Here is a 14711-nt window from a genome sequence, read left to right as displayed (position 1 = left end):
GCAGACTGCGCTCATGCCACACCTGCACCCGCGCGCCGCCGCCCAGGAGAGCGTCTTCGCGCGCATGAGTCGCCTCGCGGCGCAGCGGGGCGCGGTGAACCTGGGTCAGGGCTTCCCGGGCGCGTCCCCACCGGACTTCCTGCTGGACGCCGCGCGCGGTGCACTCGGCCGCTTCGACCAGTACGCACCCCCGGCAGGCCTGCCCGCCCTGCGGGACGCGCTGGGCGCCGACCTGGGCGTGGACGGCGCGGACGTGACCGTCACCTGCGGCGCGACCGAGGCCCTGCACCTGCTGGCGCTGGCCCTGCTGGGTCCCGGCGACGAGGCCCTGATGCTCGAACCCGTGTTTGACGTGTACCTGCCGCAGGTGGCGCTGGCGGGCGCGACCGGCGTGACGGTCCCCATGACGCTGGACGCGGCGCGCGGCTGGCAGTTCAGTCTGGACGCACTGGCGGCGGCCGTCACGCCCCGCACGCGGGCGCTGCTGCTGAACAGCCCCTTCAACCCCACCGGCACGGTCTTCACGGACGCGGAACTGGCCGGAATCGTGGCGCTGGCCCGGCAGCACGACCTGTGGATCGTCAGTGACGAGGTCTACGACGAACTGTACTTCGGCGAGCGCCTCACCCCGCTGCGTACCCTGGCCCCCGAGCGGACGTTCACGGTCGGCAGCGCCGGGAAGCGGCTGGAGGCGACCGGCTGGCGCGTCGGCTGGATCGCCGCGCCGCCTGGGGTCACGCCGGGCGTGCTGGGCCTGCGGCAGATCACGAGTTTCAGCGCGCCCGCGCCCCTCCAGGCCGCAGTGGCCGCCGCGCTGCCGGTTGCGCGCGAGTCTGGGTTCTACGCAGGGTTGCGCGCGGGGTACGCGGCGCGCATGACCCGACTGGCCTCGGGCCTGCGGGACCTGGGCGCCACCGTGTTCGAGCCGCGCGGCACGTACTTCCTGACGGCGCTGCACCCCGACTGGACCGCCGATTCGCTGCTGGACGCCGGCGTGGCGGTCATTCCCGGTGAGGCGTTCTACGCGCGCTGCGCCGCTCCGGCCGGTCTGACCCGCTGGGCCTTCTGCAAATCCGACGCCGAGATCGAACTGGCCCTGACCCGGCTGGCCGCCCACGCCCGCAGCTGACTGACGTATGAGATTGTAATAAACCTGACATCAGCGTTCTGTAAGGGATTTTCCCTTATGCAAACCGCGGGCGCGCGTCTATGCTCCGGGTCATGAAGACCACGTTGCTCGGCCTGATGACCCTCACCGCCCTCTCCGGCGCCTCCGCCGCCACCTACATCGGCGGTTCGGTCGGCTCCGGTGCGACCATCCACTACCAGACCGACCTGACCGGCGCCAGCGCCATGCGCTACGGCCTGAACCTGGACGCCACGAACTTCGACTTCAGCCGCGACAACGTCTCCGTCGGCGGTAGCATCGATTACCTGGGTGACTTCGTCGGCACCGGCTCTGCCCTGGGCGGCCTGACCCCCTACTACGGCCTGGGTCTCGGCGCGGGCGTCGTGCTCGGCCAGGGCGGCGGCGTGAGCGTCTACCCGCACGGCACGCTGGGCCTGCGCTACAACGTCACGGACCCCCTGAGCTTCTTCGTGGAAGGTAACATCGGCCCCCGCATCACGGTGGGCGGTACGAACGCCAGCAACACCCGCCTGGGCTCCGGCGCCCGCATCGGTCTGAACTACCGCCTGCCCTGACCCGCACCAGTTCATTGACTGACCACCGTCACAGGTGGTCAGTTTCGTTTGCCTTCATGAAGGCGTTTGATTATGCTCATGCGCGTGAAAAAGATCCTGATCACCACCGCCCTGCTGGGCACCGTGTCCTTCGCCGCTGCCGACAGCCTCGGGCTGAGCGGCACCTACAACAAGGGCTTCTACAGGGCCGACGGCGAGTCCGTTGACGTGGATGGCTCCTTCGGGGTGAGCCTGAGCTACACCTACGACCTGGACGCCATGTCCGCCATCCGCGCCGATCTGGAACTGCTGCCCAACCTGTACGGCAGCGAGAAGCTGGGCTTCGGCGGCGAGTTCACGTACCTGCGCTCGGTGATGACCAGCGGCGAAGCCGACGTGTACTTCGGGGGCGGCGTGGGCTTCAACACCGTGTCCGACAGCGCCACCAGCAACGGCGTGACGACCACCGCCCGCGTGACGGCCATCAACCCCACCCTGCTGGCTGGCGCGCGTTTTGCCGTGGCGCCCGGCTTCAGCGCCTTCGCTGAACTGGCCGGTGGACCCTCCTTCCTGCGTCTGAGTGCCAGCAGCGGCGGGCAGAGCGTGTCGAACAGCATCAACGGTGCGTTCCTGAAGCCCCGCATCGGCTTCACGTACACCATCCGCTGATCCACGTTCGGGTTCAGACCTGAATCTTTGTTCTGACGGGAGTCGCCTGCGGGTGGCTCCTGTTTTTCGTGGTGGGGGCGGCTGGGCTGGACACCTCGCTTGACCCTCTGCGCGCCCCCTGCTAGCCTTCCGTGCATAGCTATACGCAATCTGCGTATAACCATACACGCATATGCAGACCCTGACCTCCCGACGTTGAAGCCGACCGCCTGACCCCACCCCGGGGTTCACAGGCGGCGCCTTCACGCCGGGCGGCCTTGTGCTGCGCCTTGCACCCCCTTCACGCAGACAGGAGACAATCAGTCATGACGAAAGAAAAGATCGTGCTCGCGTACAGCGGTGGCCTGGACACCAGCATCATCCTCAAGTGGCTCCAGACGGAGAAGAACTACGACGTGGTCTGCTTCACCGCCGACCTCGGCCAGGGTGACGAGGTCGAGGAAGCCCGCGTCAAGGCCCTGAACACCGGCGCCGTCGCCGCCTACGCGCTGGATCTGCGCGAGGAATTCGTGCGGGACTACGTGTTCCCCATGTTCCGCACCAGCGCCCTGTACGAGGGCTACTACCTGCTCGGCACCAGCATCGCCCGCCCCCTGATCGCCAAGAAGATGGTCGAGATCGCCGAGAAGGAAGGCGCTGTCGCCGTGTCGCACGGCGCGACCGGCAAGGGCAACGACCAGGTGCGCTTCGAGATGACCGCCTACGCCCTGAAGCCCGACATCGTCACCGTCGCCCCCTGGCGCGACTGGACCTTCCAGGGCCGCGCCGACCTCGAAGCCTTCGCCCACGAGCACGGCATCCCGGTCCCCACCACCAAGAAGGACCCCTGGAGCACCGACGCCAACCTCCTGCACATCAGCTACGAGGGCGGCATCCTGGAAGACCCCTGGGCCGAACCGCCCGCCCACATGTTCAAACTGACCGTTGACCCCGCCGACGCACCCGATGAAGCCGAGTACGTGGAAATCGAGTTCGTCAACGGCGATCCCGTCGCCATCAACGGCGAGAAACTGTCGCCCGCCGCCCTGCTGGCCAAGGCCAACGAACTGGGTGGGAAGCACGGTGTGGGCCGCCTCGACCTCGTCGAGAACCGCTTCGTCGGCATGAAATCACGCGGCGTGTACGAGACGCCCGGCGGCACTGTCCTGTACCACGCCCGCCGCGCCGTCGAGAGCCTCACCCTCGACCGCGAGGTCCTGCACCAGCGCGACGCGCTGAGCCCCAAGTACGCCGAACTCGTGTACAACGGCTTCTGGTTCGCCCCCGAACGCGAGGCGCTGCAGGTGTACTTCGACCACGTCGCGCAATCCGTGACCGGCACCGCCCGCCTGAAGCTGTACCGCGGGAACGTCATCGTCGCCGGACGCAAGGCCCCCCAGAGCCTGTACGACAAGGACCTCGTGAGCTTCGAGGCGGGCGGCGACTACAACCAGCACGACGCCGGCGCGTTCATCAAACTCAACGCCCTGCGCATGCGCGTCCAGGCCCGCGTGAAAGCCAAAGCCGACGCCAAGGAACCCGCCCAGGTCTGACCCTGAGGGGCGCACGACCATCTCTGCACCGCGAGGGAGGAACGCCGTGAAACCACAAGCACCATTCAAACGTCGGATCCTCCTGAGCACGAAAGGGCGCACCAGTCACTACGTGTGCTTCGACTGCCGGAAACAATTCGCCAAGCCGACCAGTTCAGTTGTGGTTCGTGACGCGCTGGGTAAACCGATGCGTTCTGGGGTCGGCTTCGACTCCGGAGCCGCGGAATTCAAGTGTCCGCAGTGTGGTCAGCCCATGACCCACCTGGGCAAGAACTTCAGAGCGCCCGTTCAGAACGATGCAGAGGGATGGGAAGTCGCACGCCGTCTGGTGAACGCTGGATTCAGGTACGCCCACACCTGGAGGCCATACCCGACGCGTCTCCGGGACGTTACGGCATTCATTGAGCAGAACAGCTGCAAATCCCCAGGTGAACGTCTCCTCGACCAGTGGAAGGGTCAATCGTGACCCTGCCTGCCGGGTTCACCCTTCGTCTCGCCACGCCCGCGGATGCGGCGCTCATTCAGGCGCAGCGGGACGCGATGTTTGTGGACATGGGCAGCGACCCCGCGCGGCTGGCCGCCGTGCACGACGCCGGGGTGGCGTGGCACGCCCGGACCCTCGCGGCGGGTATCTATACGGGCCTGCTGATCGAGGGTGGTGGAGAGGTGATCGCCGGGGCAGGCATCCTCTGGACCGACCTGCCCCCGAACGCCGACACGACCGCCACGACCCGCGCGTACGTGCTGAACGTGTACGTGCAGCCCGCGCACCGGGGGCAGCGGCTCGCCCGCGTCCTCATGCAGGCTGCGCTCGCGGAGTGCCGCGCGCGGGGCGTGGACATCGTCACCCTGACCGCGTCGGACGCCGGGCGACCCACGTACGAGGCGCTGGGGTTCACGCCGCAGGCCGAACTGAAACTCCTGCTGACCGGAGGTACGCCGTGACGCTGCGCCCCGTGAACCCGGACGACATCCCCACCTTCCACGCCGTCATGATGGCCGCCGGAATGGACCCCCGCAGCAGCTGGACACGCACCACGCCCGCCGACCTCGAACGGTCTCTGCTCGCTCCCGGCTCCGGCGGATTCCTCGCCGTGGGCGCGGGCGAGGTCCTGGGCTGCGTCGGCTACCGCCCGGACGGCGACCGGACCCTGACCCTGAACAAGCTCGCGACCGTCCCGCAGGCCCGCCGCCTCGGCGTGGGCCGCGCCCTGGTGCGCGAGGTCGAACACGTCGCCCGCATGGGCGGCTACGGGCGCGTGCTGCTGGCCGTCAGCCAGTTCAACCTGGACGTCCTGCCCTTCTACGACCGGCTCGGGTACACCGTCACCGACGAACCCTACGCGCACGCCCACCCCGACAGCCCCGCCCCGGTGGTGCTGGTGAAGGAAGTGACACATGTCTAATTTAAGAGCGACAGAGAGTCAGGCAATTTTAGATCGTGTCAAAAGCGATTTGATCAAACTGCGCTACTCTCGCTCGCTTCCTGAACGAAAAGAGTTGGCTGCAAAGGTTTTTGCTGCTCGCCAGATGTACGTGGAGTCAGGCGGTAAAAATTGGATTGACTGGCTCAAATCGGCCGGATTCTCGCATGGGTCTGCTGTTAATTATTTTTATGCCGGACTTGCTATCCATGAGGGGTTTGATAGCGAGAGTTTTACGACTTTGACTCTTGTGGGTAGAGATTTGACTTCCGGATTGGCAAAAGAGGAAATCAAAATCGAGACTTACCAGCCCGGCTCAGCTGGTGAGGAGCAAATCGCAGATGACGGCGAAATAAACACCGTGGAGAAAAAGATGACGCAGGATAAGAAACTCTGGGGTGGGCGCTTCGCGGAGGCGACGGACGGGCTGGTCGAGCTGTTCAACGCGTCGGTGGGCTTCGATCAGCGGCTCGCGGAGCAGGATATTCGCGGTTCGCTGGCGCACGTGGCGATGCTGGGGCAGGTCGGGATTCTGACCGCCGACGAGGTCGCGCAGATCACGGACGGGTTGAACGCCGTGCTGGCGGACATCCGCGCGGGGAATTTCGAGTGGCGTCTTGACCGCGAGGACGTTCACATGAACGTGGAGGCGGCCCTGCGTGACCGGATCGGGCCGGTGGCGGGGAAGTTGCACACGGCCCGCAGCCGCAACGATCAGGTGGCGGTGGATTTCCGGCTGTTCACGAAGGAAGCCGCGCTGGACCTGGCCGAGAAGACCCGCGCCCTGCGCGCGGTGATGCTGGCGGAGGCCGGGAAGTACCTGGAATCCGAGGTGATCCTGCCGGGCTACACGCACCTTCAGGTGGCGCAGCCGATCCTGCTGAGTCACTGGTTCATGGCGTACGTGGCGATGCTGGAGCGTGACGAGGGCCGTTTCCGGGACGCCGCCGAGCGGATGGACGAGTCGCCACTGGGCAGCTCGGCGCTGGCGGGGACGCCCTGGCCGGTGGACCGGCACGCGACGGCTTCGGCCCTGGGCTTCGCGCGGCCCACCGCGAACAGCCTGGACGGGGTGGGCAGCCGGGACTTCGCGCTGGAGTTCCTGTCGGCCTGCGCGATCCTGTCGGCGCACCTGTCGCGCCTGTCGGAGGAATTGATCCTGTACTCCACGTTCGAGTTCGGCTTCATCACCCTGCCGGATTCCCACACGACGGGATCGTCGATCATGCCGCAGAAGAAGAACCCGGACGTGTCCGAACTCGCGCGCGGCAAGGCGGGCCGCGTGTTCGGGAACCTGATGGGCCTGCTGACGGTCGTGAAGGGCACGCCCCTGGCGTACAACAAGGACCTCCAGGAGGACAAGGAGGGCGTGTTCGACTCCTACGACACCCTGAGCATCGTGCTGCGCCTGTACGCCGAGATGATGCCGAAGACCGTCTGGCACGCCGACGTGACCCGCGCCGCCGCCGCGCGCGGCTACAGCACGGCCACCGACGTCGCGGACTTCCTGGCCCGCCAGGGCGTCCCGTTCCGCGAGGCGCACGAGGTCGTCGGCGGACTGGTCGGCGTCGCCAGCCGCAGCGGGCGGCAGCTGTGGGACCTCACGGATGCGGAACTGCGCGCCGCGCACCCCCTCCTGAACGCGGAGGTCGCGCAGTCCCTGACCGTCGAGGAGAGCGTCCGTGGGCGCGCCAGCTTCGGCGGGACCGCCCCGCACCGCGTCCGTGAGGCCATCGAGCAGGCCAGGACGCGCCTGAACTCCTGACTCCCGATTCCGTTCCGTCCCCCCACCCTCTGTCCCGGTCCCCCTGGAGGAACCCATGACCCTGACTGACATGCACGTGAAACTTCGTCAGGCCGCCCCGGCGGACCTGCCCATCGTCCTGGACCTCCTGACCCGCTGCGGGCTGCACACCAGCAGCGTGGACCTGGGGGCCGGTACGTACTGGATCGCGGATCTGGACGGCGTGCCCGGCGGCTGCATCGGCCTGGAGCACGGCCAGGGCGTGAGCCTGATCCGTTCGACGGCGGTGGTGCCCGAGGCGCGCGGTCAGGGCCTGGGCCGCGCGCTGGTCCGCTCGGCGCTGACGCACGCGAGCCTGCGCGGGGACCGCACGGTGTTCCTGTTCAGCTCGGAAGCCGGGGATTACTGGGCGCGTTTCGGCTTTCAGCCGTCCAGCGCGGCGGACGTGGCGGGCGCGCTGCCGGACGTGCCGCAGGTCAGGAGCGGCCTGAGCAAGGGCTGGATCGACGAGGAACTCGTGTGGCGGCTGGACCTGCCGCAGCCCGAGGTGACGCAGGGGTGAAGACTTTCAGCCTGCCCTCTGCGCGCCTGCTCCTGTGGCAGTGCTTCCACGCGGCCTTGCGCTATGCTGTCGCCACGCAACACCCGTGTCGACCTGCGGTCACCGTGACCGCCGAGCTTTCTTTCATTGAAGGAGCAGCGCATGACCGATTCCGTGCACGTTCGAATGGCGACCCCCGAAGACAAGGACACCGTGACCCGCGTGTTTCACGACGCGGGCCTGGACACCGAGGCGGCCCTCGCGGGCGGCACCACGTACTGGGTGCTGGAGCGGGGCGGGCAGCCGATCGGCGCGATCGGCCTGGAGCACGGCGATGGGGCCTCGCTGCTGCGCGGCGCGGCCGTGCTGCCCGAGGCGCGCGGTGGTGGGCTGGGGCGGCGGCTGGTCATGAGCGCCGTGGAGTACGCGCAGGGCCGCGGGGACCGCGCGATCTACATGTTCAGCCGGGGCGGCGACTGGAGCACGTTCGGCTTCACGCAGGTGCCGCTGGCGGTCGTGATGGGCGAACTGCCCGACGCGCCGCAGGTGCAGGCCTACCGGTCGCGCGGCGAGCGGCCCGGCGGCACCACCTGGATGCGCACCCTGGGCTAAGGGGTGTGGGCAGTGGGCAGTGGGGTGTGGGAAAAGGCCGACAACCCACATCCCACACCCCACAACCGCCCCGTCAGGGGCAGAAATGACGCTCTCCCTGGATTCCATCGCGGTGCCGGACATCCACCCGGAAGCGCCGCTGTCGTTCCGTAAGGCGCGGCTGTCGGATATCGACGCGATTCATGAGCTGATCGGGTACTGGGCGGCGCGCGGGCTGATGCTCGTGCGGTCCAAGGCGCTGCTCGCCGAGACGATCCGTGACTTCCATCTGGTGCTGGCCGAGCCGCACGAGGGGCGGCCCGGCGGGCTGGGCGGCGTGTGCGGCCTGCACATGCTCGCGCCGGATCTGGCCGAGGTGCGCGGGCTGGCGATCCACCCGAACATGCAGGGGCGCGGCCTGGGGAAACAACTGGTGGCGGCGTGCGAGGCGGAGGCCCGCGCGATCGACCTGCCCGCGCTGTTCGCGTGGACGTACCAGCAGGGCTTCTTCGAGAAGTGCGGCTTCACCCGCATCGAGAAGACGAACCTGCACCCGAAGGTCTGGAGTGAATGCCAGCGCTGCGCGTTCTTCGAGAACTGCAACGAGATCGCCATGTACCGGGAGCTGCGGTGACCGGACGGGCAGCCGGGACACCACCGCAGGTGAGGCACCACCCATCCGGGGGGGGAGGTAGGCTCGGGGGCGTGACTCGCTTCCTGCCCGCCCTGACCGTCTCCGCCCTCCTGACCGCCGGTGCCGCCCAGGCGCAGACCGTCCGGCCCCTGGCCGAGGGCCTGCCCGCCGGGGCGCTGCTGACCCTGGAAACGCATGGCGCCGCGCCTGCGTTCAAACGGTTCTTCGGCGCGGCGGACCGCCTGCTGAGCAGCACCGACCTGGGTGAGGACAGCGGCAGCATGCTGGGGGTGGCGCAGGCGGTGCTGGGCGACTCGCTGGGCCGCGAGGGGATCGCCGGGGTGTTCAGCGTGCAGGGGAAGAAGGGGGCCTTCGAGCCCGCGCTGCTGGCCGTGACCCGCTCGGGCGCCCTGACGGACGAGATGCTCGGCGAGCTGCTGCCCGAGAAACCCGGCGCGCGGGTGGGCCGCTACACCTTCTCCCGCGTGGACGGCGCGTTCGTGGGCACCTCGAACGGCCTGACGTACGTCTCCAGCGACAAGGCCCTCCTGATGGCGTACCTGGGCCGCCTGAGCGGCAAGGCCGCCCCGACCCTGGCGGCGTCCGCGCCGTATGCGGCGGCGCAGCGCGCGGCGGGCACGCAGGAACTCGGCGTGTACGCGAACTTCAGCGCCGCCGCGAAGGTCATCCGCTCGCAGCTGGCGCAGGTCATGCTGCCCCGCCTGCTCTCCCCGGTCGTGGACGCCCTGGACACCCTGGGCCAGTTCGCGGGTGGCCTGACCACCACGGCGGGTGGCTGGACGACCGCCAGCGCGCAGGTGGTGAATCAGGCGGGCAAGGACAGGCCGCTGGCGCGCATCCTGCTGGACACCACCGACTTCGGCGTGCAGAGGGTGATTCCCGCCAGTGCCGAGGCCGTGCAGGCGACCGCCTGCCACCCGGACACCGGCGCCTACCTGGGCCGCTGGCTGACCCGCGTGGACCTGCTCGAACCGTTCGGGTTCCTGACCGACAGCCAGCTGGCCAGTCACCTGGAGCAGGCCGGGCGCTACCTGGGGCACGAGTGCGCGCAGGTGACGCTGGCGGGCGGATTGAAGGCGGGCCTGAATCAGGAGGATCCGCTGGCCGGGCTGGCAACCATGGTGTCGTACCAGCGGGTCACGGACCGCGCGGCGGCCGACGCGCACCTGCCCGGGTACGCCCGAAGCGTGAACGACGCGCTGGACGGCCTGCGCGGCACCGTGACGTCCCTGACGAAGACCGGCATGGACACCCTGATGGACGACGCCATGGCCGACGTGGACACCCGCGCCCTGATGCTCGGCGCGGGCATGGCCGGGGCCAGCGAGGGCCTGGACGAGGTGCTGGCCGGACTGAAGATGGTGTACGCCTTCCGGGGCGACTACCTGATCACCGCCTTCAGCCAGGAGGCGCTGGACGCTGCGCTGGCCGAGGGGCCGGTGCTGGCGGACGACGCGGCGTTCCGCGCGGCAGGTCTGAGCATGCAGGGCTCGGGCGGCTGGTCGTACCAGCCCAACCCGGCGGACCTGAAGGCGCAGGACCTCGCCGGGATGCTGCCCAGGGAACTGAGCGGCGACAGGGCCCTGAGCGGCCTGTTCGCCGGGGCCATGACGGGCGCGGCGGACCTCATCAACCGATTTGACGGAACGACCTCACAGCGCTCCGTTTCGGGGAATGTCATTATCGGCAAGGCGAGCGTGCGCTACCGCTGGTGACCCCCCGGGGGACCACGGTGCCGCGTAGAGCTGAGCCATGAAACGCGTCCAGCGAGGCGCGAATGGAGGACAGCATGATCAGGAAAGAACGGGCCATCCTGGCTCTGGAAGACGGCACCGTGTACCGCGGGTACGCGTTCGGGCACCGCGGCGAGACCGTGGGCGAGGTGGTGTTCAACACCTCCATGACCGGGTACCAGGAGATCATGACCGATCCCTCGTACAACGGGCAGATCGTGACCATCACGTACACGCACGTCGGGAACTACGGCGTGGCGATCTACGACATGGAGAGCAACAAACCCTACGTGCGCGGCTTCATCAGCCGTGAGTTCAGCGGCGAGTACTCCAACCACCGCGCGCAGCAGTCCCTGGAAGCCTTCATGCAGCAGTACGGCGTGGTGAGCATCCAGGGCATCGACACGCGCGCGCTGGTGCGGCGCCTGCGCACGGGCGGCGTGGTCAAGGGCGTCATCGCGCACCGCAGCTTCACGCACCCGGAGGATCCGTACGGCGAGTTCACGCCCGCCGAGGAAGCCGTGTACGTGGGGCGCGCCCGTGACCATCAGGACATTGACGGCCACGACATGACGCGCGAGGTCACGACCGCGCTGCCCTACGCGTTCCCCACCCTGCGGCACGGCAAGCGCGTGGTCCTGATGGACTTCGGGATCAAGCACACCATCATCGAGCGGCTGGCCGAGGTCGGCATCGAGCCGATCGTGGTGCCCGCCCACACCACCCCCGCGCAGATCATGGCGCTGCAACCGCACGGCCTGTTCCTGAGCAACGGCCCCGGCGACCCGGCCCCGCTGGAGTACGCGCACAAGACCGCCTGGGAACTCATGGGACTGCTGCCCACCTTCGGCATCTGCCTCGGGCACCAGATCCTGGGCCTCGCGGCAGGTGGGAAGACCTTCAAGATGAAGTTCGGCCACCGCGGCGGCAACCAGCCCGTGAAGAACCTGCTGACCGGCAACGTGGAGATCACCAGCCAGAACCACGGGTACGCGGTGGACATCGACTCGATCCCCAACGGGGCGTTCGTGCCCACCCACATCAACCTGAACGACGGCACCCTGGAGGGCATGGCGCACAGCCGCTACCCGGTGTTTTCCGTGCAGTACCACCCGGAAGCCAGCCCCGGCCCGCACGACAGCCGCTACCTGTTCGACCGCTTCATTGAGGAGATCGACGCCTTCGATGGGGGCAACGGTACCCCCATTGTGAAAGCCAGCGCCGGACGTCTGGGGGTTTGACAATCCCCCGCTGGGACAACATGATGGACGGGATGCGCAGGTGAGAAATTTCATATTGTTCGCGCGGTCAGTGACAAGCGTGTGAACACGGTGAAGTGAGACCAGCATCCTCGGGGACGGTCCCCGGGCCAGCAGCTGTTCCGGAGCAATGAATCATCTGGCGCATACGGGCGCCTCAGCCAGATGAGGAGCGAGTGGCGCGACCGACAGAACGGTGGGAGTGATCCCCCCAGCTGTCGGTCACTTTTTTTGCCCCCGGAGGTCCCCCGGAGTGAAGCGTCTGATTCCGCCCCTGTTCCTCGCCCTCACGCTGGCCCAGGCCCAGCAGGCCACGCCCCCGGCCGCGCCGACCGCGCCGCAGAACGTCACCTTCACCCTCACGCAGGATCTCGTCAAACGCAGCGCGGACAGCAGCGGCAAGGTCACCGAGACCATCATCGCCGCGCCCAGGACCGTCCTGCCCGGCGACATCCTGCGCGAGGAAGTCACGCTGCGCAACGTCTCCGGCCGCCGCCTGGGCCAGCTGAACGTCACCGTTCCCGTCCCGCGCGGCACCGAGTTCAGCGTGCTCACCACCCCCGCCGGGGAACGCTGGACGGTCACGTACTCCACCGACAGCGGCAAGACCTTCAGCGCCCAGCCCAGACGGACCGTCACCACCACCGAGAACGGCCGGCAGGTCACGCGTCAGGTCCCCATCCCGACCAGCAGCTACACCACCGTCCGCTGGACCGTCACCAGCCTCACCCCGGACGAGACGCTGAAGTTCAGCTTCCGCGTGAAAGTCAAGTAACACCCCTGCCCCCCACCCGGAGGATGCCCATGAAGAAACACTGGACCCTGACCGCCCTGATCGCCCTCACCGCCGGAGCCGCGCACGCCGCGACGGAGGCGGGAACGGTCATCACCAACACCGCCGAGATCGTCTTCACCCCCGAAGGCAGCACGACCCCCACCCCCGTCGAGTCAAACAAGGTCACGACCACCGTGCTGCCGGTGCCCAGCTTCACGATCGTGAAGAACGACGGCAGCGCCGACGTCACTACCCCCGACTACAGCAAGCCCGGCCAGACCGCCACCGCCCGCCCCGGTGACACCGTGGTCTTCCCCTACACCCTGACGAACACCGGGAACGTCCCCAACGAGTCCTACGTCCTGACCAACACCCCCGACCCGACCGCCGCTGTGAAGACCCCCGGCAGCGTGACGTACTACCCCGCCAGTGCCGACACCAACAATGACGGCACCCTGAGCCCGGCCGAGATCGCCGCCGCCACGCCCATCACCACCATCACCGGCGTGAAACCGGACCAGTCCGTCAAGTTCTTCCAGGTGTACACGGTGCCCACCACCGCCACCAACGCCGACAAGTACGGCGCCGACCCCAGCGGCACCCGCCAGGACAACCCGGCCTTCAACAACGACCCCAGCGTCCCGCGCGACGCCAACAACTCCAACGTCACGACCGTGGACCGCAAGGACGCCACCCTCATCGGGCCGAAGGCCGACCCGGACGGCAACGGCAATCCCGTCACCGCCCCCTACGCCAGCCCCGAGGGCGTGCTGATCACCCCCAGCGCCAGCGACACGCAGACCGCGCATGCCACCACCAGCACCACCACGATCACCTTCACGAACACCGTCCAGAACACCGGCAACCGCGCCGACGTGTTCGACATCACCACCGCGCCGGCGGGCTTCCCCACCGGGACGATCGTGACGCTGCTCAAGCCTGACGGGACCCCCCTGACCGACACCGACGGGGACGGCGTGCCCGACGTGGGCAGCCTGGCCCCCGGCGCGACCGCCGACATTCTGGTCAAGGTGACCTTCCCCGCGGGCAGTGCCCCCACGGCGCCCGGCACGCTGCCCACCGTGACGGTCACGAGCACCAGCAGCAACGACCCCAGCAAGAAGGACGACACGAAGGACATCGTGAACCTGCCCGGCCTGTCCTTCGGGAACCCCACCCCCACCCCCGGCGGCGACCCCACCATCCCCGGCACGCCCGAGGCGGGCCAGCCCGGCAGCCCCACCAGCCCGATCCTGCCGCCCAGCACCTGCACGGCGGGCAGCCCGGCCATCCGCTCCACGGTCGCCCTGGAGATCGCCAACCTGGGCAGCGCACCCGACACCTTCGACGTGAGCGGCGTTGCGGCCATCAAACTGACCGACGGCACCACCCAGAACGTCGCCGTGCAGTACTTCAGGGACACCAACGGCAACAGGGCCCTGGACACGGGTGAGCTCGCCCTGACCGACACCAACGGCAACGGCATTCCCGACACCGGCGCGCTGGCCCCCGGCGCAGAGCTGAAACTGATCGCCGCCGTGGACGTGCCCTGCGCCGCCGCCGCGCAGACCATCACCCTGAACCAGACCGCCAAGTCCCCCACGACCGGCGTGACTGTGCCCGACACGAACGACACCATCCTGGTCGGCAAGACCCCGGTCGCCGCGCCCAGCAAGACCGTCGACAAGGCTGAAGCCAAGCCCGGCGAGCAGCTGACGTACACCATCATCGGGAAGAACACCAGCAACGCCAACGTCACGAAGGCGTTCATCAAGGACACCCTGCCCGCCAACACCAGCTTCAGCACCACGCGTCCTGCCCCTGCACTCCAGGACAGCGTCGAGGCCTTCAGCACCGCAGCGGGCACCATCCTGTACTCCACCAACGGCACCACCTGGAGTGCAGCCAAGATCACGACCCTGGCCACCGGCGGCACCGTGTATGCCGGGGTGGACACCAACGGCAACGGCACCATCGATACCGGCGACATTCTGGCCCCTGGGGAGAGCATCACGCTCATCTTCAAGGTCACGGTTAACTGACCGTCCCCGGCGCGCCCGCCCCGATTGCGCGGGCGCGCCCCACCGGGCAGGGGAGACCCCCGG

14 protein-coding genes and 1 riboswitch are annotated in these 14711 nt (G+C 68.4%); all 14 genes read left to right on the top strand.

Going from position 1 to position 14711, the window contains the following annotated elements:
* The first annotated feature begins 13 nt into the window (after positions 1–13).
* The 14 genes from DEIGR_RS15150 to DEIGR_RS15085 all read left to right on the top strand — a co-directional run bounded on the left by DEIGR_RS15150 (position 14) and on the right by DEIGR_RS15085 (position 14648).
* Positions 14–1129, top strand: a complete 1116-nt coding sequence (locus tag DEIGR_RS15150; protein WP_058978387.1) for a pyridoxal phosphate-dependent aminotransferase — start codon at positions 14–16, stop codon at positions 1127–1129.
* A 92-nt stretch (positions 1130–1221) separates the two neighbouring features.
* Positions 1222–1704 carry a hypothetical protein gene (locus DEIGR_RS15145; protein WP_058978386.1) on the top strand — a complete coding sequence of 161 codons (483 nt, stop codon included), beginning with the start codon at positions 1222–1224 and terminating at the stop codon, positions 1702–1704.
* 84 nt (positions 1705–1788) lie between these two features.
* Positions 1789–2352: a hypothetical protein gene (locus DEIGR_RS15140; protein WP_153013775.1), complete on the top strand. Its 564-nt coding sequence runs from the start codon at positions 1789–1791 to the stop codon at positions 2350–2352.
* Between the two features lie 305 nt (positions 2353–2657).
* Complete coding sequence (locus DEIGR_RS15135; protein ID WP_058978384.1) at positions 2658–3884, top strand: argininosuccinate synthase; 1227 nt, start codon at positions 2658–2660, stop codon at positions 3882–3884.
* A gap of 462 nt (positions 3885–4346) precedes the next feature.
* On the top strand, positions 4347–4829 hold the full coding sequence (locus tag DEIGR_RS15130; RefSeq protein WP_236704767.1) for a GNAT family N-acetyltransferase: 483 nt from the start codon (positions 4347–4349) through the stop codon (positions 4827–4829).
* On the top strand, positions 4826–5290 hold the full coding sequence (locus DEIGR_RS15125) for a GNAT family N-acetyltransferase (protein WP_058978383.1): 465 nt from the start codon (positions 4826–4828) through the stop codon (positions 5288–5290). The genes DEIGR_RS15130 and DEIGR_RS15125 overlap by 4 nt, the downstream gene beginning before the upstream one ends.
* Positions 5291–5681: 391 nt before the next feature.
* Positions 5682–7073, top strand: coding sequence for an argininosuccinate lyase (argH, locus tag DEIGR_RS15120; protein WP_058978382.1), 1392 nt, complete (start codon positions 5682–5684; stop codon positions 7071–7073).
* Between the two features lie 55 nt (positions 7074–7128).
* Positions 7129–7614: a GNAT family N-acetyltransferase gene (locus tag DEIGR_RS15115; RefSeq protein ID WP_058978381.1), complete on the top strand. Its 486-nt coding sequence runs from the start codon at positions 7129–7131 to the stop codon at positions 7612–7614.
* A 141-nt stretch (positions 7615–7755) separates the two neighbouring features.
* Entirely contained in the window at positions 7756–8205 is a 450-nt protein-coding gene (locus DEIGR_RS15110; protein WP_058978380.1) for a GNAT family N-acetyltransferase, read from the top strand.
* 85 nt (positions 8206–8290) lie between these two features.
* Positions 8291–8818, top strand: coding sequence for an N-acetyltransferase (locus tag DEIGR_RS15105; RefSeq protein WP_058978379.1), 528 nt, complete (start codon positions 8291–8293; stop codon positions 8816–8818).
* Between the two features lie 71 nt (positions 8819–8889).
* Positions 8890–10554 (top strand): hypothetical protein, encoded by a 1665-nt coding sequence (locus tag DEIGR_RS15100; RefSeq protein ID WP_153013774.1) that lies wholly within the window; start codon positions 8890–8892, stop codon positions 10552–10554.
* A gap of 74 nt (positions 10555–10628) precedes the next feature.
* Complete coding sequence (carA, locus tag DEIGR_RS15095; protein WP_058978814.1) at positions 10629–11813, top strand: glutamine-hydrolyzing carbamoyl-phosphate synthase small subunit; 1185 nt, start codon at positions 10629–10631, stop codon at positions 11811–11813.
* A gap of 132 nt (positions 11814–11945) precedes the next feature.
* A riboswitch (cyclic di-GMP riboswitch) is annotated at positions 11946–12031 on the top strand.
* 53 nt (positions 12032–12084) lie between these two features.
* On the top strand, positions 12085–12606 hold the full coding sequence (locus DEIGR_RS15090; RefSeq protein WP_058978378.1) for a hypothetical protein: 522 nt from the start codon (positions 12085–12087) through the stop codon (positions 12604–12606).
* Between the two features lie 29 nt (positions 12607–12635).
* Entirely contained in the window at positions 12636–14648 is a 2013-nt protein-coding gene (locus DEIGR_RS15085; RefSeq protein WP_153013773.1) for a DUF11 domain-containing protein, read from the top strand.
* Positions 14649–14711 lie beyond the last annotated feature (63 nt).

This window comes from Deinococcus grandis (assembly GCF_001485435.1).
Taxonomy (GTDB): domain Bacteria; phylum Deinococcota; class Deinococci; order Deinococcales; family Deinococcaceae; genus Deinococcus; species Deinococcus grandis.
This window is presented reverse-complemented; position numbering and strand designations above follow the sequence as displayed.